Source organism: Phytopseudomonas punonensis, assembly GCF_900142655.1.
In the GTDB taxonomy this organism is placed as follows: domain Bacteria; phylum Pseudomonadota; class Gammaproteobacteria; order Pseudomonadales; family Pseudomonadaceae; genus Aquipseudomonas; species Aquipseudomonas punonensis.
This window is the reverse complement of the sequence record NZ_FRBQ01000002.1, coordinates 397885-417955: the sequence shown is the minus strand read 5'-3', so window position 1 is coordinate 417955 and position 20071 is coordinate 397885. Positions and strand designations below refer to the sequence as shown.

Sequence of the window (20071 nt, the reverse complement as noted above, 5' to 3'; positions counted from 1 at the left end):
AGCAAAACTCTGTAGCCTGCGGTTGAGCGCAGCGATACCCGGGAGCAACAAGAAAGATGGGATAAGGAGACCTACGTAGCCCCACCAATGCGGCTGGGCTACGCAGAAGAGTCAGAGCACGTTCGGCTCTATTTCCAGGCTTACGCCAAAGCGCTCGGCGATATCCGCCTGAATGCGCTGGGCCAGCGCGAGCAGTTGCTGCCCGGTGGCGTTGCCGTAGTTGACCAGCACCAGGGCCTGCAGCCGGTGGACGCCGGCATCGCCGTCGCGAAAGCCCTTCCAGCCAGCCTTCTCGATCAGCCAGCCGGCAGCCAGTTTCACCTGGCCATCGGCCTGCGGGTAGGCCACCAGGTCGGCATACTCGGCTTGTAGCCGCCCGGCGAGCTCGGCCGGCACCAGCGGATTCTTGAAAAAACTCCCCGCGTTGCCGAGCACCGCAGGGTCCGGTAGCTTCTCGCTGCGGATCGCGCAGATGGCCCGACTGACATCACTGGCGCTCGGCGACTCGATGCCCTGCTCCGCCAGGCGCTGACGCACCGGGCCGTAATCGAGATGCAGGGCTACGGCGCGGCTCAGGGCGAAGCGCACGCGCAGAATGATCCAGCGCCCGCTTTCACGCTTGAACAGGCTGTCGCGATAGGCGAAGGCGCATGCCTGCAGATCGAACGCGCGGATCTCGCCGCTCTGCCGATCCAGCGCCGTCAGGCCGAGGAAGCAATCCTTCAGTTCGACGCCATAGGCACCGATGTTCTGCACCGGCGAGGCGCCGACCGTACCGGGAATCAGGCTGAGGTTTTCCAGCCCGGCAAAGCCTTGCTGCAGGGTCCACTGCACGAATGGGTGCCAGGGTTCCCCTGCCTCCGCCTCGATCTCCACACGCTGACCATCATCGGCCAACAGGCGAATACCACGGCTGGCCATGCGCAACACCAGGGCATCGACATCGGCAGTCAGCAGCAGGTTGCTACCACCGCCCAGCACCAGCAATGGCACCTGCCGCTCGCGGGCAGCGTCGAGCGCCTGGCGGACCTGCCCATCGTCATCCGCCTCGGCAAAGTAGCGCGCTGCCACATCCACAGCAAAGGTGTTGTGGGCCTTGAGCGACACATCAGAGCGTACCTGCAGGCTCATAAACGCCCCTTGAGCTCGACCAGCAGGGCATCGCTGGCCTGCTCGAGCAGATCCAGCACCTGCTCGAAACCTTCGCTGCCGCCGTAATACGGATCCGGCACCTCGTCCTCGGTCAGGCCGAAGCGGCGCAGATACAGATCCAGCTCGCCCTTGGCCTGGGCCGGGCGCAGTCGTTGCAGATCACGAAGGTTGGCGGCGTCCATGGCCAGGATCAGGTCGAAGCGCGCGAAGTCGTCAGCCGAGACCTGGCGACCGCGCAGGCTGGACAGGTCATAACCACGATGCTTGGCCGCCTCCTGGGTCCGCGAGTCCGGCGCCTTGCCGATGTGCCAGTCGCCGGTGCCGGCAGAGTCGACTTCGATACGCTCGGCCAACCCAGCCTGCTGCAGCCGCTGCCGCATGACCGCCTCAGCGGTGGGCGAACGGCAGATATTACCCAGGCAAACGAACAAAACGCGCATCAGGCACCCAGCAGCCGGCGTACGCGGTCGAGGTCTTCCTGGGTATCGACACCGGCGGGCGGCGCTTCCAGCGCATCGGCGACATGAATGCGCACGCCATGCCAAAGCGCGCGCAGCTGCTCCAGGCATTCGGTGTCTTCCAGCCAGCACGGCCCCCAGGCGACGAAGTCCTGCAAAAAGCCCGCGCGATAAGCGTAGATGCCGATATGCCGGCGATAGGGAACACCAGCCGGCAAGCTGCCGCGATCAGCGGCAAAGGCATCACGCGCCCAGGGCAGCGGCGCGCGACTGAAGGTCAGCGCCAGGCCATTCAGATCGCTGGCGACCTTGACCACATTGGGGTTGAACAGCGCAGCGACATCTTCGATCGGCTCGGCCAGGGTGGCGATGGCAGCCTGGGGATTGCCAGCCAGGTTGGCCGCTACCTGGTCGATTATCGCTGGTGGCACCAGCGGCTCATCGCCCTGCACGTTGACCACGATGGCATCGGCGCCCAGGCCCAGGGCAGCAGCCACTTCGGCCAGACGGTCAGTGCCGGAGTTGTGATCGACGCGGGTCAGCAACACCTTGGCACCAAAGCTCTGGCAGGCCTCGACGATGCGCGCGTCGTCGGTGGCGATCACCACCTGGGCCGCGCTGCTTTTGCAGGCCTGCTCCCAGACGTGCTGGACCATCGGTTTGCCAGCGATATCCTGCAGCGGTTTGCCGGGCAGGCGTGTGGACGCGTAACGCGCCGGAATCACCACGGTAAAGGCGTTGCTCATCTTACTTGTCCAGGCGTTCGTCGTCGGTGAGGGTGCGGGCTTCGCTTTCCAGCATCACCGGAATGCCATCACGAACCGGATAGGCCACACCGGCGCCTTTGCTGATCAGTTCGGTCTTGTCCTGACTGAGCTTGAGCGGGCCTTTGGTGATCGGGCAGGCCAGGATATCGAGCAGTTTCGGGTCCATGGGAAATCCTTGAGAACAAGAGAGGTAAGCGCGTGACGCGGTTACTGCCGCTCGCCCAGCAGACGCTCCAGGCGAGCATCGAACCAGGCCCGGAACGTCGCAGAGGGCTGAGCATCGACGGCCAGATACCACCAGTCGTCAGCCGCGAAGGCCCGGCATTTCACCGCGTCCTTCTCGGTCATCACCAACGGCAGCGCCGGCGAGAAATTCAGCAGCTCGGCGCTGTAGGCGGCGTGGTCGGCGAAGGCATGTGCGACAGGCCGCCAGTGTAGCGCCTCGAGGGTCGTGAAGAAACGCTGCGGGTTGCCGATACCGGCTACCGCGTGCACGGCCTGACCGGGCGGAAAGTGATCGAGCGGGCGTCGCTCGCCGCTGCGCAGGTTGACCAGCGCGCTCGGCATTAAGCTGAAGGCATAGCCGCCTGGAGGATCCTCGGGCGCACCGTTATAGAGGCAGGCATCCACGCTCTGCAGGCGCTCGGCCGGCTCGCGCAGCGGCCCGGCCGGCAGGCAGCGGCGGTTGCCGAGGCCGCGCGCGGCGTCGATCAGCACCAGCTCAACGTCGCGGGCCAGGCGGTAGTGCTGCAAACCGTCGTCGCTGAGCAGCAGGTCCAGCGGCTCCTCGGCTAGCAAGGCGCGAGCGGCACGACTGCGATCCGGGTCGATCATCAGCGGCACGCCGCTGCGCTGCACGATCAACAACGGCTCGTCGCCTGCCTGCTCGGCACTGTGCTCGGCGCGAACCCGCCAGGGTAGGCTCGGCGGCTTGGCGCCATAACCGCGGCTGATCACGCCCACACGAAGGCCGCGGGCCTGACACCGCTCGACCAGCCAGAGAATCAGCGGTGTCTTGCCAGTGCCGCCGACGGTAACGTTACCCACCACGATCAGCGGCACGGGTGCGCGATAAATCTCCCCATCGCCCGCCAGGAAGCGCGCGCGCTTGCGCGCCACCACGCCACGGTACAAGGCCTCCAGCGGACGCAGCAGCGCCAGCGCCGGATGCCCTTCATACCAGGCTTTAACCAAGCGGTCGGCAAAGCTCGCCATCAGGGCGCTGCCTGGGTCTCGACCGTGGTCATGCGCAAGTGTGCGAAGCCCAGTTTGCCGGCGGCGTCCATGGCAGTGATCACCGACTGGTGGCTGGTCTTGCCGTCTGCGCTGATGGTCAACGGCAGACTGTTGTCACCGCCGGATTCCTTCTGCAAGGCAGCCATCAGGTTATCCAGATCATTCTTGATCAGGGCCTGGCCGTTGAGCGAGAAGGTGCCATCTGCCGAGATCACCACTTCCAGCTGCTTGAGCTCGCTCTGCTCCGGCGGCGTGCCGCTGGCAGCCTCGGGCAGGTCGACCTGCATGCGGGTTTCGCGGGTAAAAGTGGTGGTCACCACGAAGAACAGCAGCAGGATGAACACCACGTCGATCAGCGAGGCGAGATTGATCTCGACCTGCTCGCGCCGTCTACGCCTGAACTTCACGCCTTCTTGCTCCCCTTGGCCGGTTTGGGCTCCTCGGCCAGGTCGACATCGCGCTCGCCCTGCACCATTTCCACCAGCTTGATCGCTTCCTGCTCCATGCCGACCACCAGCTCATCGACGCGGCGCTGCAGGAAGCGATGGAAGAACAGCGCCGGAATGGCCACAACCAAGCCTGAGGCCGTAGTGATCAGGGCTTTGGAAATACCGCCCGCGAGCAGCGCAGGGTTGGCCGTACTGCCGCCCATGAACGAGCCGAAGATATCGATCATGGCGATCACCGTGCCGAGCAGACCGAGCAGCGGCGTGATGCCGGCGATGGTGCCCAGAGCATTGAGGTAGCGCTCCATCTCGTGGACCACACGGGCCGCAGCCTCCTCGATGCACTCTTTCATGATCTCACGACCATGTTTGGAGTTGGCCAGACCTGCCGCGAGAATCTCGCCCAGCGGCGAGTCGGCGCGCAGCTCCTTGAGCTTCTGACTATTGAGCTGCTTGTCCTTTATCCAGCGCCATACCTGCCCGAGCAGATGCGGCGGTGTAACTCGACTGACGCGCAGCGTCCACAGGCGCTCGGCAATGATGCCGAGGGCGGCAATTGAACACAAAATGATCGGCAGCATCACCCAGCCGCCAGCTTTAACCAGTTCCCACACGGTGGCAGATCCCCTTCGCAAAAGTGGCGCCACTCTAGCATAGGGTCGTGATGTCGCCGACGGCTGCGGTTCTCATTTTTCCCGCCAGAAACGCGGTATTTCACGCAAGGCGTACGGTGCGTCGAAAGCACCGAGCCGGATACGTAGCGCACCGGTCTCGACGCTGTCGTAAGCTGTGGCGCTGAACGCCTGATAACGCGAGACAACCGTTGGATGGGGATGGCCGTATGCGTTGTGCTTGCCACGCGAATACAGCACCGCAGCGGGCGCGGCCGACTTGAGCAACGCCCAGGATGACGAGCTGCGGCTGCCATGATGCGGCGCCAACAACCAGTGCGCCTGCAGCTCAAGGCCACTGTCAGTCAGCGCGCGCTCGGCTCGGCTGTCGATATCGCCGGTAAGCAGCATGCGCTCGCCGCCCGCCTCGACTATCAATACGCAGGATGACTGGTTGCTATCCGTCGCATCGGCCCAGCGCCAGGTGCGGAAGCTCACGCCGTCCCATGTCCATTTCTCATCTACGCAAGGCTCGGCGCTGAGCGCAGCTGGTAGCGCCGGCGCTTCGCCGCTGCCTACACGCTTCACCGGTATACCGCGCGCAACCGCCTCGGCTCCGCCGGAATGGTCATTGTCTGAATGACTGATCAGCAGCATGTCCAGTGCACGTACATCCAATGCCCGCAACGACGGCAGCACGACTCGCTCGCCCATGTCGAAATCGCCAAAGCTGGGGCCGGCGTCATACAGCAACGCGTGGTTGCGGGTTAGCACCAGCATCGACAGACCTTGGCCGACATCCAACATCCATACCTCGGCACGCCTCTCGGCGGGCCGCTCTACCGGCGTGAACAATAGAGGCAACAGCATAATCAGCCCCAGGCTGCGAAACGGCACACCGACCGGCAAAAGAATCAAAAAGGCGCCCAGCGCAACCAATAGCCACGCCCAGAACGGCAAGGCACTGGGCAGCCAGGCTGGCAGCCAGTCGGCTATCAGCCCAAGCAGGTGGAACAACCACTCCAGAGAAAAGCCGGCAACCCAGAGCAGCGCCTCGCCCAGCCAGGGCACCGGCAACAACACCGTGCCGAGCAACGCCATCGGCACCACGACGAAGCCGACCCAGGGCACAGCGATCAAGTTGGCCAACGGACTGCTGGCACTGACCGGCAAGCCGAGCGCCAGCAGCATCGGCAACAGCCCCACGGTCATCGCCCACTGCGCGCGGCCCAGCGTCCGCCACCAGGCCCAGGCGCCAAGGCGTGCGGCAAAGATCAGAATCAAAAGGCCAACCGCGCCGAACGACAGCCAGAAACCAGGCTGCAGAACGGCCAAAGGCTCAAGCAGCAGCACAGCGGCCAGCGCCACCAGCAGCGGCAAGGTGATGCCCAGGTGGCGAAAGCGCCAACGCCAGAGCAGTACCAGGCCGATCATCGCGCAGGCGCGCTGCACCGGCACTTCGAAGCCGGCCAGCAGGCTGTAACTCAACGCCGACGAAAACGCCAACAAGCAGGCCACTGGCAGCCACGGCAGGGATCGCGGCCACCAGCCCATTCGAGCCAACCAGGACACTAATCCGTAGAACATACCGGCGACCAGTGTCACGTGCTGACCGGAGATCACCAATAGATGCACCGTGCCGGTGTCCTGCAGCACACGCCAGTCGGCTACCGAGAGGCCAGAGCTGTCGCCCAGCACCAGCGCAGCCAGGCCACCGGCGCGGCCATGGGGATCGTCGGCCAGCATGTGCTGACGTAGCCTGTCGCGCCAGGCCGCACTACCGTCAGCCTCGCTCAGGCGTTGACCTGATTTGACTGTACCTACGCCGCCGATACGCTGCGCCAGCAACCAGGCCTCGTAATCGAAGGATTGCGGATTGACCAGCCCATGGGGCCGCTTGAGGTTCACCGCCAGCCGCCAAGTTTCACCAGCGCGAATCTCTGGCCCGTCGTACCACGACAACCGCAACAGCTGCGGCAGCTCGGCCCTACGCGAATGCGGCTCGGCCAGCTGAAAACGCACTACACCTTCACGCACATCCGGCAAGTCGACCACCCGGCCCTCCAGCCACAGCGTGCGGCCGTCCAGCGTGTGGTCGAGGCGATCGTCCAGCGCCCACTGCGCAGACGTGCAGGCCCAACTGAAACCGAGCAGAAACAGGCCAAGCGGATAACTGCGAAACGGCAACAACGCCAGCCCGAGCAGCGCCAGCACCGCGACTGCGGGCACCGGTGGCAGTTGCGGTACGAAGCGCAGTAAAAACAGCCCTGCTGCCAGTGCCAGCAACCCGGTACGCAGGTTGCCTGATCGAGTCCCGTCCATGGGCGCCCTATTCTTGAAAACCAAACCTTGGATATAAAGGTGCAGAAACGCAAAGGCCGCTATTTTCATAGCGGCCTTTCGAGCCTAGCAGGTAGATGACCAACGGGCGGCCATCACTCGTAACGCAATGCCTCGGCAGGCTGGGTGCGCGACGCGCGCCAGGACGGGTATAGCGTAGCGAGGAAGCTCAGGGTCAGTGCTGCAGTGCAGATCAACACCACGTCGGCGACCTGCAGCTCCGACGGCAAGGTACTGATGAAGTACACATCCGAGCTGAACACATGCTGGCCGCTGACCCGCTCCAGCCAGCCCACCAGCTCACTGACATTCAGCGCCGCCAGTACACCGAGTACGCCGCCGATCAATGTACCGATCACCCCAATCACCGTGCCCTGCACCATGAAAACACCCATGATCTGCCGTGGGGTGGCGCCCAGCGTGCGCAGGATTGCGATGTCGGCGCCCTTGTCGGCAACCACCATGATCAGCGTGGCGATGATGTTGAAGGCCGCTACCGCGACGATCAGCAACAGCAACAAGCCAATCATGGTCTTTTCCATCTTCATAGCGCTGAACAGACTGCCCTGGGTCTGCGTCCAGTCGCTGGCGTGGTAGCCCTCGCCCAATTGTTTGGCGATCGCCGCAGCAACCTGAGGCGACTGATACAGATCCTTCAGTTTGAGGCGAATGCTCTGCACCGACCCCGGATCCAGACGCTGAATCTGCGCCGCATCGGCGACGTTGATCAGTGCCAGCGAGCTGTCCAGATCGGCGCCGACCTTAAAGATGCCAACCACGTTGAGGCGTTGCATGCGCGGCGTGATCCCGCCGGGCACCGAGCTAATTTCCGGCACGATCAAGGCCAGACGATCACCAATTTGCAGCTGGAAGCGCCGCGCAGTGATTTCGCCGATGACCACCCCGTACTCGCCTTCGCGCAGATCACTGAGGCGGCCCTGCACCATATGGTCGCCAATGATCGACACCTTCGGCTCCAGCACTGGATCAATGCCGTGCAGCTGAATCGGCTGCATCACGCCGCGGTAGGACAGCATGCCTTCCAGCTCGGCAAAGGGTACCGCTGCCTCGACCTGCGAGTTTTGCAGAGCAACCTTGGCAGGCGCCTGCCAGTCCGCCAGGGCTGGCGAGCCGGCGATGGTCGCGTGGGGCACCATGCCGAGAATCCGCGAACTCATTTCCCGGTGAAAACCGTTCATCACCGACAGCACCACGATCATCGCCAGCACGCCGAGCGACAGGCCGATCATCGAGGTCAGCGAAATGAACGAAATAAAGTGGTTACGGCGCTTGGCACGGGTGTAACGCAAGCCGATGAATACACTCAGCGGGCGAAACATCAGGCGTGCACCAGCTTGCCGTCTTCCAGGCTCAGCACCCGGTCCATCTGCCGGGCCAGTTGCAGGTCGTGGGTCACCACCAGAAAAGCGGTCTGCGACTGCGAACTCAGCTCACGCATCAGATCCTGAATGCCTTGCGCGGTATGGTTGTCGAGGTTGCCGGTCGGCTCGTCGAGCAGCACCAGACCAGGACGATTGACCAGCGCCCGGGCAATCGCCACACGCTGACGCTCGCCACCGGACAACTCTGCAGGCTTGTGGCTCAGGCGATGGCCAAGGCCAACGCGCTCGAGCAGCTCAGTAGCACGCTGGCGCGCCTCGCCTATCGAGGTCTTGCCGATCAACAGCGGCATGCACACGTTTTCCAGCGCAGTGAACTCGGCCAGCAGGTGGTGGAACTGGTAAACGAAGCCCAAGGCGCGATTGCGCAGCAGGCCGCGCTGCTTCTCGTTGAGCGCAGACAGTTCTTCACCAGCCAGCCACACGCTGCCGCTGCTCGGCGTATCGAGGCCGCCAAGCATGTTCAGCAGGGTACTTTTGCCCGAGCCGGAACTGCCGACGATGGCAACACGCTCGCCGGGCAGCAACTCCAGTTGCAAATCATCGAGCACGGTGACCGACTGCGGGCCTTCTTCGTAGCGCTTGCTCAGGTTGCGGCAACTGAGCACGGCATTCGCCTGCGCCTGCACGACCGGATCACTCATAACGTAATGCCTCCGCGGGCTGGGTGCGCGCCGCGCGCCAGGCCGGATAAAGAGTAGCGAGAAAACTCAACACCAATGCCGCACCACAGACCTGCACCACGTCGGCGAGCATCAGCTGCGACGGCAGATAGTCGATGAAGTACACATCGGCGTTGAGAAACTTGAAGCCGAGCAGGCGCTCGACACCAGCGATGATCGAACTGATGTTCAGCGCAGCAAGAATGCCCAGCACCGCGCCGATGGCGGTACCGATCACGCCAATCACCGTGCCCTGCACCATAAAGGTGGCCATGATCTGCATCGGCGTGGCGCCGAGGGTACGCAGGATGGCGATATCGCCCTTCTTGTCGGTAACCACCATCACCAGCGTGGAAATGATGTTGAACGCAGCAACGGCGACGATCAGCAGTAAAAGCAACCCGATCATGGCTTTTTCCATGCGGATGGCCTGGTAGAGGTTGCCGTGGGTGCGGGTCCAGTCGCGGGCCAGGTAATCCTGCTGGCCGAAGCTTTCAGCCAACTGCCAGGCAGTACGCGGCGCCTGGAACAGATCGGCGAACTTCAAGCGAATGCCCTGCACCTGATCCGGTTGATGGCGCTGCAGACGGGCCAGATCCTGGATATGGGTCATGGCCATGAAGCCGTCGATTTCACCGGCACCGACATGGAAGATGCCGACCACGGTAAAGCGCTTCAGACGCGGGAATACGCCGCCCGGGGTGACGGTCACTTCCGGCGCCACGAAGGTGAGCTTGTCGCCCAGGCCAACGCCGAGCTTGTTTGCGGCCTTGTCGCCGATGACGATCCCGAAGGTGCCGGGCTGCAAATCCTGCAGGCTGCCCTCACGGAAGAAGTCGCCGATGATCGACACCTTGGGCTCCTCGGTGGGATCCACGGCATTGATCAGCACTTTCTGCACCTTGCCATCGTTGGTCAGCAGCCCTTGCATCTGGCTGAACGGGGCCACGGCGAGCACCTGAGGATTCTTCAGCGCACGGTCGGCCAGGCGCCGCCAATCGGTGATCGGCGTGGCGCTCTCGATGGTCGCGTGGGGCACCATGCCCAGCACACGAGTGCGCATTTCATGGTCGAAGCCGTTCATCACCGACAGCACCAGGATCATCACCAGCACACCGAGTGCCAGCCCGATCATCGAGGTCAGGGAAATAAACGAAACGAAGTGGTTGCGACGCTTGGCCCGCGTGTAGCGCGTACCGAGAAAAACGGACAGGGGTCTGAACATGTGGGGCGCTTGTTCGAGGGAAAGAGAAACGTCCTTGTGGCGGGGCCTGGCGAGCGGCCTTACACTCTGACTACCACTGCTGCCATGGGTTCGCCATGTCGACTCAAGACGAAAACGATCGCCGCGAATACTACCGTATCGAGGACACGATCGCACTGGATTTCACCCCGTTGGCTGGCGCCGAAGCCCTGGCCAGTGACGAGCTTCACGACGCCTCGCCGCTGTTCAACTTGCTCAGCGAACTGCATGTGATGGATTTCGAATCCCAACACCTGCTGCGCAACATCAGCGAGCGTGATCGCACCCTGGCCAATTACCTGAAAGTGGTCAATAAACGTATCGACCTGCTTGGCCAGGCCATGGCCCAGAGCCTGCTGCGCGATATCGGCCCGCCCAAGCGGGTGACGCTGTCCGAAGGCGGCATCAGTTTTCTCAACACACAACCGGTAACAGTCGACAGCCACCTGGCCATGAAGATGGTGCTCATGCCCCAGGCGCTCGGCCTGCTGCTGCGCGCCAAGGTACTGCATTGCAACGAGCGCGAAGGCCAATTCGAGATTGGCGCCGAGTTCGAAGCGCTGACTGACGCACAGCGCCAGTTGCTTGCCCGGCATATTCTGCAGCGTCAGGCGCAGGAGCGCCGCCAGGCCCGCGAGGAACTCACGTGACCCCTTCCCGACTGCTGCTTTCACTGGTTCTGTTGCTGCCGCTGGCCGCTCAGGCCGACACCCTGAAAATCCCCATTGGCCAGCAAGGCGCGGACCTCACGAATCTACCGGAAAAAGGCCAGTCCAAGCTTTCGGTGCTGGAGCGCTTTGGTCTGGCCGATGAAGAGCATCCCGCAGTCGGCAAGCCGCCAATAACCCGCTGGGACTACCGCGAGTTCAGCGTTTATTTCGAATACGACCACGTGATCGACAGCGTGCGTCATCAGCAACCGCGCACCAACGCCACCGAGTAAGGAGTAACCGTGACCCTGATCTACGGCCATCGCGGCGCCAAAGGCGAAGCCCCGGAAAATACCCTGGTCAGTTTTCAGCAGTGCCTGGAGCACGGCGTACGCCGCTGCGAACTGGATCTGCACCTGTCACGTGACGGTGAGCTGATGGTCATTCATGACCCAACGCTCAAGCGCACCACCGGCCAGCGTGGCAAGGTCGTCGAGCACGACGCCGCCGACCTGGTGCACTACGACGCTCGCCGTGGCGGCCCGGGCTGGCGTCACCCCTGCCCCATTCCACGGCTGAGCGAATTGTTCGAGCAATGCGATTTCGAACATTGGCAGTTGGAGGTCAAGAGCGCCTCCAAGGTACGCGCCGCGCGCACGGTGGAAGCCATCGCCCTGCTCAGCCGGCGCTTCGGGCTGGACGACAAGATCACCATCACCTCCAGCTCCCGCGAAGTGCTCAGCGCCGCCAAGCGCCTGACGCCGCACCTGGGCCGCGGCCTGGTCGCCGAATACGCCTGGCTGGACCCCATCAAGGTCGCCCGCAACTACGGCTGCGATTTGCTGGCTCTGAACTGGACGCTGTGCACCCCGGAACGCCTGCTCAAGGCGCAGAAAGCCGGCTTGCACGTGTCGGTGTGGACAGTCAACGAGCCTGCGCTGATGCGTCGCCTCGCCGACTTCGGCGTGGACAGCATCATCACTGACTTTCCCGGTATCGCCGTCAGTACGCTGCGCGGCTAAGCGATACGGCTACTTATGTGGGAACGGGCCATGCCCGTGATTTCGCGGGCATGGCCCGCTCCCACTTCCTGCCCCAAGATAGATGCGCTGGCAACAGAAGGATCGAAGCATGCTGATCGTCTTCAGCGGCCTGCCCGGTACGGGAAAGACCACCGTAGCCAAGACCCTGGCCACTCATCTCGGCGCCGTCTACCTGCGCATCGACAGCATCGAGCAGGCACTGCGTAACAGCGGTGCGCTGGGGCAGGACGTCGACGCCAGCGGCTATCAGGTGGCCAACGCCATCGCGCTGGATAACCTCAAGACTGGACTTAGCGTGGTCGCCGACTGTGTCAATCCGGTATCGGAAAGCCGCGAGGCATGGGCTGACACCGCCGCACATGCGGGATGCCAGTTGCTGAATGTGCAGATCATCTGTTCGGACGCGATCCAACATCGACAGCGAGTAGAGTCGCGAGTCAGCGACGTACCTGGCCTCGTGGTTCCCGATTGGCAATCGGTCGTGGCTCATGAATACGAGCCCTGGGAGCAGGCACCGCTCACCATCGACACTGCGCTGACTACACCCGAAGCAGCGCTGGCGTTACTGGCAGAGTATCTAGCCACTTCCCCGCCAACAGGCGACTAAACAGCCGAGCGCACCAGGAAGCAAACACACGCGGAGCCCATAAAAAACCGATCCACCAGGGATCGGTTTTTATGGCCTGCTTAGAAGCTCTCGCGGTTTGGCCAGCGCCAGTCGCGGGAGTCGGCGAAAGGATCCCCGACCGGCTCAGGCCACCGGCCGGAGCCGCTCAAAAAAGCCGGTTGAGGCCATCGAACGCGGCTACCCGGTAGGCTTCCGCCATAGTCGGGTAGTTGAAGGTGGTGTTGACGAAATACTTCAAGGTATTCGCCTCTCCCTTCTGGTTCATGATCGCCTGGCCGATGTGCACGATCTCCGACGCCTGATAACCGAAGCAGTGCACGCCGAGCACTTCCAGGGTTTCACGGTGGAAAAGGATCTTCAGCATGCCGACCGGCTCGTGGGAGATCTGCGCCCGCGCCATGCTCTTGAAGAACGCCTTGCCGACTTCGTACGGCACCTGGGCCTTGGTCAGTTCGTGCTCGTTCTTGCCGATCGAGCTGATCTCGGGAATGGTGTAGATGCCCGTCGGGATGTCGTCGACCACACGCCAGCTGCCGTTGTCGACGATGCTGCCCGCGGCAGAGCGGCCCTGATCCGCCGCGGCACTGGCAAGGCTCGGCCAGCCAATCACGTCACCCGCGGCATAGATGTTGTCGACTTCGGTACGGTAGTACTCGTTGACCTGCACCTGGCCGCGGCTGTTGACGCCGATGCCGATGTTTTCCAGGCCCAGCTTGTCGGTATTGCCGGTACGCCCGTTACACCACAGCAGCGCGTCAGCCTTGATCTTCTTGCCGGATTTGAGGTGCAGGATCACACCGTTATCCAGCCCCTCGATGCGCTCGTACTCTTCGTTGTGGCGAATCAGCACGTTGTTGGTACGCAGGTGGTAGCTCAGCGCATCGGAAATTTCCGAGTCGAGGAAGCTCAGCAGTTGATCGCGGTTGTCGATCAGGTCGACCAGCACGCCCAAGCCACTGAAAATCGACGCGTACTCGCAGCCGATCACCCCGGCTCCGTAGATGATCAGACGGCGCGGCGTGTGGCTGAGGGTCAGGATGGTGTCACTGTCATACACGCGCGGGTGATTAAAATCGACGTCCGCCGGACGATAGGGGCGCGAGCCGGTGGCGATGATCACCTGCTTGGCCGACAGGGTTTCCACCACGCCATTGGGGCAGACCACTTCGATGGTCTGCTCGTCGGCGAAACTGCCGGTGCCGAAGAACACATCGATACGGTTGCGCGCGTAGTAACCGGTACGCGAAGTGACCTGCTTGGCGATCACCCGCTCAGCGCTTTTCAGCACGTCAGGAAAGGAGAACCAGCGCGGCTCACCGATCTGGCGGAACATGGGGTTGGTGTTGAACTGCATGATCTGCCGCACCGAGTGGCGCAGCGCTTTCGAAGGGATGGTGCCAAGGTGGGTGCAATTACCGCCAACCTCGCGGCGGTCGTCGACTACCGCTACTTTGCGACCGGCCTTGGCCGCGTTCATCGCTGCCCCTTCTCCTGCCGGGCCGGAACCCAATACCACCACATCGTAGTTGTAGACCGCCATGTTTACTCCTCAGATCACGCCGGAGCGCTTATGCCACGCTCTCGGAACAACCAGGCCGAAGGGGCGGCCTGGCATGCAATATCTTGCAAAGGCGCATAGGGTAACGCTCAATGCGCCAATTGGCGATCAGCGCTTGGTAGCGTCATAGGCTTGCACGCCCGCGTCACTGCCCTGCCTTGCCTCGCTTGTCACTTCATCGCATTTTTGCCGGTCACCGCCACAAATCGAGCACTCTTTTTCGATGCCCAGATTGGCGATGCCGCCGCAGGAACCTGCTATAGGCTTGCGGCCCATGATCACGCCAATGGCCATCATGCCGACGACCAGGGCCATGACTAGAAAGACGATTACGAATGTCATTGCTCATCTCCTGCAGCGAAAAGCTGCTCGAATTCGGTTGTGCTGTACGTGGCAAAGCCATCACCCTCTCGGGTCACGAAGAACGCTGCGAGCTGGTTGCGCTCGGCAAACGCAATGCCTGCCTGCGGACCGAGTACCATCAACAGGGTGGATAGGCCATCGGCACGTAAGGTCGATGGATCCGCCACCGTCACCGCTGCCAACGTGTGATTGACCGGTTTGCCGCTCATGGGATCGAGCGTGTGGGAATAGCGTTGGCCGCCCTCTTCAAAGTAGTTGCGGTAATCCCCTGATGTGGAAATACCATACCCGTCGAGTTGCAATATACGTTGCGCCACCCGCTGATCATCGCGCGGCTCTTCCAAACCGATGCGCCAGTGCTTGCCATCCGGCTTCAGGCCGGCGGCCTTGAGCTCGCCAGTGGCCTCGACCAGGTAGCTGCGCACGCCCAGCTCGCCCAGCCTGGCGATGATCCGGTCGACCGCATAGCCGGCAGCAATGCTATTGAAATCCACCTCGATGTCGGCGTCTTTGCACAGCTTGCCGTCTTCGATACGCAGATGTTGCTGACCAACCCGCTGACGTACCTCGGCCAACTGCTGTTCGCTCGGCACTGCTTCGCCTTGGCCCTTAGGGCCAAAGCCCCAGAGGTCGAGCAAAGGCTCCAAAGTCAGGTCGAAGGCGCCACCGCTCTCCTCATGCAGACGATTGCCAGCAGCCACCAGATCTAACACGCCCTCGGGCATGTCCTGGCAGCTTCCGGAAGGCGAGCGGTTGAACACCTCGATCAGCGAATCCGAACGATACGTGGACATTTGCTCGTCTATCTCGGCGAGAATCGCCTCGGTCGCGGCCTGCAGCTCGGCCTTGGGAGCGACGCCCTCGGCCTGCACGTACTTGACCGAATAAGTGCTGCCCATGGTCGGGCCACCGAAGCTTTCGATTTTCTCCGAATGCAAGCAGCCCGTTAGGGCTGCCACCAGGGCGACAGCGATAACGGGCTGAAGTACAGCTCTACTCATCCTCAACCGCCGAAGTCGTCGAGAAGGATATTCTCGGACTCCACACCCAGCTCGGTGAGCATCTTGATAACCGCAGCGTTCATCATGGGCGGACCGCACATGTAGAACTCACAGTCTTCCGGTGCCGGATGATCCTTGAGGTAGTTCTCGTACAACACGTTGTGGATAAAGCCCGTGAGACCGGTCCAGTTATCTTCCGGCTGCGGGTCGGACAGTGCCAGGTGCCATTCGAAGTTTGAGTTCTCCGTCTGCAACTGGTCGTACTCTTCGTTGTAGAACGCTTCGCGCATGGAGCGTGCGCCGTACCAGAAGCTGATCTTGCGCGTCGACTTGAGGCGCTTGAGCTGGTCGAAGATGTGCGAGCGCATTGGCGCCATGCCGGCACCACCACCAATGAAGATCATCTCGGCATCGGTATCCTTAGCGAAGAATTCGCCAAACGGTCCGTACACGGTGATCTTGTCGCCTGGCTTGAGGCTGAACACATAGGACGACATTTGGCCTGGTGGCAGATGATCCTTGCCTGGCGGTGGGGAGGCGATACGGATGTTGAATTTAACCAGACCGCGCTCTTCGGGATAGTTGGCCATGGAGTAAGCACGAATCACGGTCTCGTTGACCTTGGATACGTACTTCCATTGATTGAACTTGTCCCAATCGCCGCGATATTCCTCCTGGATATCGAAGTCCTTGTAGTGCACTTCGTGCGGCGGGCATTCCAGCTGCACGTAACCGCCCGCACGGAAGTCGACGTTCTCGCCTTCCGGCAACTTGAGCGTCAGCTCCTTGATGAAAGTGGCGACGTTGGGGTTGGACTCCACCGTGCACTCCCACTTCTTGACGCCAAACACTTCTTCCGGTACTTCGATCTTCATGTCCTGCTTGACCGCGGTCTGGCAGGAAAGGCGCCAGCCCTCGCGGGCCTCGCGCTTGGTGAAGTGCGATTCCTCGGTAGACAACATTTCGCCGCCACCGCTCTCGACGATACATTTGCACTGCGCGCAGGTACCACCGCCACCACAGGCTGAAGACAGGAACACGTTGTTCGCTGCCAACGTTTGCAACAGCTTACCGCCGGCAGGCACCACGATGGTTTTTTCGCCGTTGATCTCGATGTTCACGTCGCCGCTGGAAACCAGCTTGGCGCGGGCCATCAGGATCAGCAACACCAGCGCCAAGACGATGGCCGTGAACATGCCGATCGCCAGAAAGATTTCATAGTTCATCTGTTCATCCCTTCCTTACAACTGCACGCCGGAGAAGGACATGAAGCCTAGCGACATCAGACCGATGGTGATGAAGGTGATGCCCAGGCCTTGCAGGCCTGCGGGCACATCACTGTACTTAAGCTTCTCGCGGATGCCTGCCAACGCGGCGATAGCCAGCGCCCAGGAAAGACCGGAGCCGAAGCCATACACGGTACTTTCCGCCAGGTTGTAGTCACGCTCGACCATGAACAGGGTGCCGCCCATAATGGCGCAGTTAACCGTGATCAGCGGCAGGAACACACCGAGCGCGTTGTAGAGCGCTGGTACGTACTTGTCGAGGAGCATTTCGAGAATCTGCACGATAGCGGCGATCACACCGATATAGCTGAGCAGACCAAGGAAGCTCAGGTCCACGTCCGGCAGACCGGCCCAGGCCAGTGCACCGTCCTTGAGCAGGTAGGTATAGATCAGGTTGTTGGCCGGCACGGTGATGACCTGCACCACGATCACGGCGATGCCGAGGCCGATGGCCGTTTCTACCTTCTTGGAAATGGCGATGAAGGTACACATGCCAAGGAAGAAGGCGAGTGCCATGTTCTCGACGAACACGGCCTTGGCCAGCAGGCTGAGATAGTGTTCCATTAATAGGCCTCCTTGCTGGAAACCTGAGGCGCCATTTTGAAGCTGGTTTTCTCGACCTGATCCTTCTTCCAGCTACGCAACGCCCAGATGAACAGGCCGATCAGGAAAAACGCTGAAGGTGGCAACAGCAACATGCCATTGGGCTGGTACCAGCCGCCATCGTTGACCACCGGAATGATGGTGTAACCCATCAGTTTGCCGGCGCCGAACAGCTCACGCACGATGCCCAGCATGACCAGCATGGCGCTATAGCCCAGACCATTACCGATACCGTCGAAAAACGACAGCATCGGCGGGTTCTGCATGGCGAAGGCTTCGGCACGGCCCATGACAATACAGTTGGTGATGATCAGACCGACGAACACCGACAGCTGCTTGGACAGACTATAGGCGTATGCCTTGAGGACCTGATCGACCACGATCACCAGCGAGGCGATGATCACCATCTGTACGATCATACGGATCGAACTGGGAATCTGGCTGCGGATCATCGAGATGAACAGGTTGGAAAAACCAGTAACCAGCGTCAGCGCAATGGACATTACCAGCGCCGTCTTCAGGTTCGAGGTTACCGCCAGGGCCGAGCAAATCCCGAGAATCTGCAGGCCAATGGGGTTGTTGTTGAATATCGGGTTAAGCAGGACTTCTTTGATGGTTGGCTGCGACATGATCAGGCCTCCCCTTTCTGCAGATTGGCCAGGAAACGGGCAAAGCCGTTTTTGCCGAGCCAGAAGTGCAACAGATTATTCACGCCGTTGCTGGTCAGCGTGGCACCGGCCAGGCCATCGACCTGGTGAGTAGCCTGCGGACTCTGGGCATCGACGTTACCCTTGATGATGCGAATGACCAGGTCGCCCTGATCGTTATAGAGGGTCTTGCCCGGCCACAACCCTACCCACTTGGGATTGTCGACTTCGCCGCCCAGCCCGGGTGTCTCGGCATGCTGGTAGAACCCGAACCCGGCCACGGTATTCAGGTCACCCTCAAGTGCCATGAACCCGTGCAGCGTCGACCAGAGGCCGTAGCCACGCACCGGCAGCACCAGCGTTTCCATCTGACCATCGCGCTCCACCAGGTAAACGGTGGTGAGATTCTCGCGACGCTTGATGGAAGCAATGTCCTCGCTGCCACTCAGGGCTTCGGACTGTTGCGGATCTTTGGCAGCGGCCAGAGGATCGAACGTCAGCGGGTCTTTGACATCACTGAACTTGCCACTGTCCAGATCCACCAGGCGAGCACTGATGCGCTCGTCAAACACGGCCTTGACTTCAGCACCGCTCATGCCTGGCTTGGCCAGCCCGGCAATCGCCAGGATGCTGCGCTGCTTGTCGAGCAGGCGATTTTCCACTTGAGTCGGTTTCAGCGCGATGGCTGCACCGGCAACAAACACCGAGCACACCAGGCAGACCAGCAGAGCGACGGTCAGCGTGCGAGCGGTGGATTCTTTTTGACTAGACATTACGTGCCAGCCTCCGCTTGATGTTGGCCTGAACCACGTAGTGGTCGATCAGAGGAGCAAACAGGTTGGCTAGCAGAATCGCCAGCATCATGCCCTCGGGGAACGCCGGGTTGACCACCCTGATCAGCACGACCATCACACCGATCAGAGCACCGAAGATCCACTTGCCGGTGTTGGTCATAGAAGCTGATACCGGATCGGTGGCCATGAAGATCATGCCAAAAGCAAAGCCGCCGACCACCAGATGCCAATACCAGGGCATGGCGAACATCGGGTTGGTATCCGAACCGATGGCATTGAACAGCGAGCTCAAGGCGATCATGCCAAGCATCACCCCGGCGACGATGCGCCAGGACGCAATCTTGGTCAGCAACAGCACCGCACCACCGATGAAGATCGCTAGCGTGCTGGTTTCGCCCATGGAACCGTGAATGGTGCCGATGAAAGCGTCCATCCAGGTAATGCCACTGTTGATGACATTGTCCATGCCACCGGAAGCCGCAAGGCTCAGCGAAGTGGCACCAGCGAAGCCGTCGACTGCCGTCCACACCTGATCACCAGACATCTGCGCCGGGTAGGCAAAGAACAGGAAAGCACGGCCGGTCAGTGCAGGGTTGAGGAAGTTCTTGCCAGTACCGCCGAATACTTCCTTGCCGATCACCACGCCAAAGCTGATACCCAGCGCTACCTGCCAGAGCGGAATGCTCGGCGGCAGAATCAGCGCGAACAGCACGGACGTGACGAAGAAACCCTCATTGACCTCATGGCGCCGGATCGAAGCGAACAACACTTCCCAAAACCCGCCAACGATGAAGGTCACCGCATACACGGGCAGGAAGTACGCCGCCCCCTGAATGAAGTTATCCCACAGGCTGTTCGGATCAAACCCGGCAAGCGCGCCAATCAGGCCGAAACGCCAGCCATCCTGTGCAGCCAGTAGCTCAGGGCTCTGAGCGAAGATCAGGTTGGCCTGATAACCGGTGTTCCACATACCGAAGAACATCGCCGGGAAGGTACAGGCCCATACCGTGATCATCATGCGCTTGAGGTCGATGCCATCACGCACATGAGCGGTGGTCTTGGTCACGCTGCTTGGACGGTAAAAGAAAGTGTCAGCCGCCTCGTAGAGGGCGTACCACTTCTCGTACTTGCCACCCTTCTCGAAGTTATGCTCGATCTTGTCGAGAAATGCACGGATACCCAC

The 20071-nt window shown here is 61.5% G+C and carries 23 protein-coding genes; 4 read left to right on the top strand and 19 right to left on the bottom strand.

Features of this window, described 5'->3' with window-relative positions; translation table 11 throughout:
- Positions 1 to 111 precede the first annotated feature (111 nt).
- The 11 genes from murB to BUC40_RS08590 all read right to left on the bottom strand — a co-directional run bounded on the left by murB (position 112) and on the right by BUC40_RS08590 (position 10297).
- Positions 112 to 1131 (bottom strand): UDP-N-acetylmuramate dehydrogenase, encoded by a 1020-nt coding sequence (murB, locus tag BUC40_RS08640; protein WP_073264644.1) that lies wholly within the window; start codon positions 1129 to 1131, stop codon positions 112 to 114.
- Positions 1128 to 1592 carry a low molecular weight protein-tyrosine-phosphatase gene (locus BUC40_RS08635; protein ID WP_073264642.1) on the bottom strand — a complete coding sequence of 155 codons (465 nt, stop codon included), beginning with the start codon at positions 1590 to 1592 and terminating at the stop codon, positions 1128 to 1130. The genes murB and BUC40_RS08635 overlap by 4 nt, the downstream gene beginning before the upstream one ends.
- Positions 1592 to 2356: a 3-deoxy-manno-octulosonate cytidylyltransferase gene (gene kdsB, locus BUC40_RS08630; protein ID WP_073264639.1), complete on the bottom strand. Its 765-nt coding sequence runs from the start codon at positions 2354 to 2356 to the stop codon at positions 1592 to 1594. Before kdsB ends, BUC40_RS08635 begins: the two co-directional genes overlap by 1 nt.
- A 1-nt stretch (position 2357) precedes the next feature.
- Positions 2358 to 2543 (bottom strand): Trm112 family protein, encoded by a 186-nt coding sequence (locus BUC40_RS08625; protein ID WP_073264637.1) that lies wholly within the window; start codon positions 2541 to 2543, stop codon positions 2358 to 2360.
- 41 nt (positions 2544 to 2584) lie between these two features.
- On the bottom strand, positions 2585 to 3592 hold the full coding sequence (gene lpxK, locus BUC40_RS08620) for a tetraacyldisaccharide 4'-kinase (RefSeq protein WP_073264635.1): 1008 nt from the start codon (positions 3590 to 3592) through the stop codon (positions 2585 to 2587).
- Positions 3592 to 4020: an ExbD/TolR family protein gene (locus tag BUC40_RS08615; RefSeq protein ID WP_073264633.1), complete on the bottom strand. Its 429-nt coding sequence runs from the start codon at positions 4018 to 4020 to the stop codon at positions 3592 to 3594. The genes lpxK and BUC40_RS08615 overlap by 1 nt, the downstream gene beginning before the upstream one ends.
- On the bottom strand, positions 4017 to 4673 hold the full coding sequence (locus tag BUC40_RS08610; protein ID WP_073264631.1) for a MotA/TolQ/ExbB proton channel family protein: 657 nt from the start codon (positions 4671 to 4673) through the stop codon (positions 4017 to 4019). The genes BUC40_RS08615 and BUC40_RS08610 overlap by 4 nt, the downstream gene beginning before the upstream one ends.
- Positions 4674 to 4745: 72 nt before the next feature.
- Positions 4746 to 6992 carry a DNA internalization-related competence protein ComEC/Rec2 gene (locus tag BUC40_RS08605; RefSeq protein WP_139272139.1) on the bottom strand — a complete coding sequence of 749 codons (2247 nt, stop codon included), beginning with the start codon at positions 6990 to 6992 and terminating at the stop codon, positions 4746 to 4748.
- 113 nt (positions 6993 to 7105) lie between these two features.
- Entirely contained in the window at positions 7106 to 8350 is a 1245-nt protein-coding gene (locus BUC40_RS08600) for a lipoprotein-releasing ABC transporter permease subunit (RefSeq protein WP_073264629.1), read from the bottom strand.
- Positions 8350 to 9054, bottom strand: coding sequence for a lipoprotein-releasing ABC transporter ATP-binding protein LolD (lolD, locus tag BUC40_RS08595; RefSeq protein WP_073264627.1), 705 nt, complete (start codon positions 9052 to 9054; stop codon positions 8350 to 8352). Before lolD ends, BUC40_RS08600 begins: the two co-directional genes overlap by 1 nt.
- Positions 9047 to 10297, bottom strand: coding sequence for a lipoprotein-releasing ABC transporter permease subunit (locus BUC40_RS08590; protein WP_073264625.1), 1251 nt, complete (start codon positions 10295 to 10297; stop codon positions 9047 to 9049). The genes lolD and BUC40_RS08590 overlap by 8 nt, the downstream gene beginning before the upstream one ends.
- Before the next feature lie 95 nt (positions 10298 to 10392).
- Here BUC40_RS08590 and BUC40_RS08585 point away from each other — a divergent pair, with 95 nt between their 5' ends.
- From BUC40_RS08585 to BUC40_RS08570, 4 genes are all read left to right on the top strand, one after another.
- Positions 10393 to 10965 carry a PilZ domain-containing protein gene (locus tag BUC40_RS08585; protein ID WP_073264623.1) on the top strand — a complete coding sequence of 191 codons (573 nt, stop codon included), beginning with the start codon at positions 10393 to 10395 and terminating at the stop codon, positions 10963 to 10965.
- Positions 10962 to 11258 carry a phosphodiesterase gene (locus BUC40_RS08580; protein ID WP_073264621.1) on the top strand — a complete coding sequence of 99 codons (297 nt, stop codon included), beginning with the start codon at positions 10962 to 10964 and terminating at the stop codon, positions 11256 to 11258. Before BUC40_RS08585 ends, BUC40_RS08580 begins: the two co-directional genes overlap by 4 nt.
- Before the next feature lie 9 nt (positions 11259 to 11267).
- Entirely contained in the window at positions 11268 to 11987 is a 720-nt protein-coding gene (locus BUC40_RS08575; protein ID WP_073264619.1) for a glycerophosphodiester phosphodiesterase, read from the top strand.
- A 109-nt stretch (positions 11988 to 12096) separates the two neighbouring features.
- Positions 12097 to 12615, top strand: a complete 519-nt coding sequence (locus tag BUC40_RS08570; RefSeq protein ID WP_073264617.1) for a P-loop nucleotide/nucleoside kinase family protein — start codon at positions 12097 to 12099, stop codon at positions 12613 to 12615.
- A 166-nt stretch (positions 12616 to 12781) separates the two neighbouring features.
- Here BUC40_RS08570 and sthA read toward each other — a convergent pair whose 3' ends face one another.
- The 8 genes from sthA to BUC40_RS08530 all read right to left on the bottom strand — a co-directional run bounded on the left by sthA (position 12782) and on the right by BUC40_RS08530 (position 20071).
- Positions 12782 to 14176 carry a Si-specific NAD(P)(+) transhydrogenase gene (gene sthA / locus BUC40_RS08565; RefSeq protein ID WP_073264615.1) on the bottom strand — a complete coding sequence of 465 codons (1395 nt, stop codon included), beginning with the start codon at positions 14174 to 14176 and terminating at the stop codon, positions 12782 to 12784.
- 126 nt (positions 14177 to 14302) lie between these two features.
- Positions 14303 to 14536, bottom strand: a complete 234-nt coding sequence (nqrM, locus tag BUC40_RS08560) for a (Na+)-NQR maturation NqrM (protein WP_073264613.1) — start codon at positions 14534 to 14536, stop codon at positions 14303 to 14305.
- Positions 14533 to 15456: an FAD:protein FMN transferase gene (locus BUC40_RS08555; protein ID WP_073265174.1), complete on the bottom strand. Its 924-nt coding sequence runs from the start codon at positions 15454 to 15456 to the stop codon at positions 14533 to 14535. The genes nqrM and BUC40_RS08555 overlap by 4 nt, the downstream gene beginning before the upstream one ends.
- A gap of 104 nt (positions 15457 to 15560) precedes the next feature.
- On the bottom strand, positions 15561 to 16784 hold the full coding sequence (gene nqrF / locus BUC40_RS08550; RefSeq protein WP_073264611.1) for an NADH:ubiquinone reductase (Na(+)-transporting) subunit F: 1224 nt from the start codon (positions 16782 to 16784) through the stop codon (positions 15561 to 15563).
- Between the two features lie 15 nt (positions 16785 to 16799).
- Entirely contained in the window at positions 16800 to 17408 is a 609-nt protein-coding gene (nqrE, locus tag BUC40_RS08545; RefSeq protein ID WP_073264609.1) for an NADH:ubiquinone reductase (Na(+)-transporting) subunit E, read from the bottom strand.
- Positions 17408 to 18082, bottom strand: coding sequence for an NADH:ubiquinone reductase (Na(+)-transporting) subunit D (locus BUC40_RS08540; protein WP_208605765.1), 675 nt, complete (start codon positions 18080 to 18082; stop codon positions 17408 to 17410). The genes nqrE and BUC40_RS08540 overlap by 1 nt, the downstream gene beginning before the upstream one ends.
- On the bottom strand, positions 18079 to 18867 hold the full coding sequence (locus BUC40_RS08535) for a Na(+)-translocating NADH-quinone reductase subunit C (protein WP_073264605.1): 789 nt from the start codon (positions 18865 to 18867) through the stop codon (positions 18079 to 18081). The genes BUC40_RS08540 and BUC40_RS08535 overlap by 4 nt, the downstream gene beginning before the upstream one ends.
- On the bottom strand, positions 18860 to 20071 hold the full coding sequence (locus tag BUC40_RS08530; protein ID WP_073264603.1) for an NADH:ubiquinone reductase (Na(+)-transporting) subunit B: 1212 nt from the start codon (positions 20069 to 20071) through the stop codon (positions 18860 to 18862). The genes BUC40_RS08535 and BUC40_RS08530 overlap by 8 nt, the downstream gene beginning before the upstream one ends.

Bases quoted from the DNA above. Each gene is read 5' to 3' on its own strand.
- murB (WP_073264644.1), bottom strand. From the start codon at position 1,131: ATGAGCCTGCAGGTACGCTCTGATGTGTCGCTCAAGGCCCACAACACC.
- BUC40_RS08635 (WP_073264642.1), bottom strand. From the start codon at position 1,592: ATGCGCGTTTTGTTCGTTTGCCTGGGTAATATCTGCCGTTCGCCCACC.
- kdsB (WP_073264639.1), bottom strand. From the start codon at position 2,356: ATGAGCAACGCCTTTACCGTGGTGATTCCGGCGCGTTACGCGTCCACA.
- BUC40_RS08625 (WP_073264637.1), bottom strand. From the start codon at position 2,543: ATGGACCCGAAACTGCTCGATATCCTGGCCTGCCCGATCACCAAAGGC.
- lpxK (WP_073264635.1), bottom strand. From the start codon at position 3,592: ATGGCGAGCTTTGCCGACCGCTTGGTTAAAGCCTGGTATGAAGGGCAT.
- BUC40_RS08605 (WP_139272139.1), bottom strand. From the start codon at position 6,992: ATGGACGGGACTCGATCAGGCAACCTGCGTACCGGGTTGCTGGCACTG.
- BUC40_RS08600 (WP_073264629.1), bottom strand. From the start codon at position 8,350: ATGTTTCGCCCGCTGAGTGTATTCATCGGCTTGCGTTACACCCGTGCC.
- lolD (WP_073264627.1), bottom strand. From the start codon at position 9,054: ATGAGTGATCCGGTCGTGCAGGCGCAGGCGAATGCCGTGCTCAGTTGC.
- BUC40_RS08590 (WP_073264625.1), bottom strand. From the start codon at position 10,297: ATGTTCAGACCCCTGTCCGTTTTTCTCGGTACGCGCTACACGCGGGCC.
- BUC40_RS08585 (WP_073264623.1), top strand. From the start codon at position 10,393: ATGTCGACTCAAGACGAAAACGATCGCCGCGAATACTACCGTATCGAG.
- BUC40_RS08570 (WP_073264617.1), top strand. From the start codon at position 12,097: ATGCTGATCGTCTTCAGCGGCCTGCCCGGTACGGGAAAGACCACCGTA.
- sthA (WP_073264615.1), bottom strand. From the start codon at position 14,176: ATGGCGGTCTACAACTACGATGTGGTGGTATTGGGTTCCGGCCCGGCA.
- nqrM (WP_073264613.1), bottom strand. From the start codon at position 14,536: ATGACATTCGTAATCGTCTTTCTAGTCATGGCCCTGGTCGTCGGCATG.
- BUC40_RS08555 (WP_073265174.1), bottom strand. From the start codon at position 15,456: ATGGGCAGCACTTATTCGGTCAAGTACGTGCAGGCCGAGGGCGTCGCT.
- nqrF (WP_073264611.1), bottom strand. From the start codon at position 16,784: ATGAACTATGAAATCTTTCTGGCGATCGGCATGTTCACGGCCATCGTC.
- nqrE (WP_073264609.1), bottom strand. From the start codon at position 17,408: ATGGAACACTATCTCAGCCTGCTGGCCAAGGCCGTGTTCGTCGAGAAC.
- BUC40_RS08535 (WP_073264605.1), bottom strand. From the start codon at position 18,867: ATGTCTAGTCAAAAAGAATCCACCGCTCGCACGCTGACCGTCGCTCTG.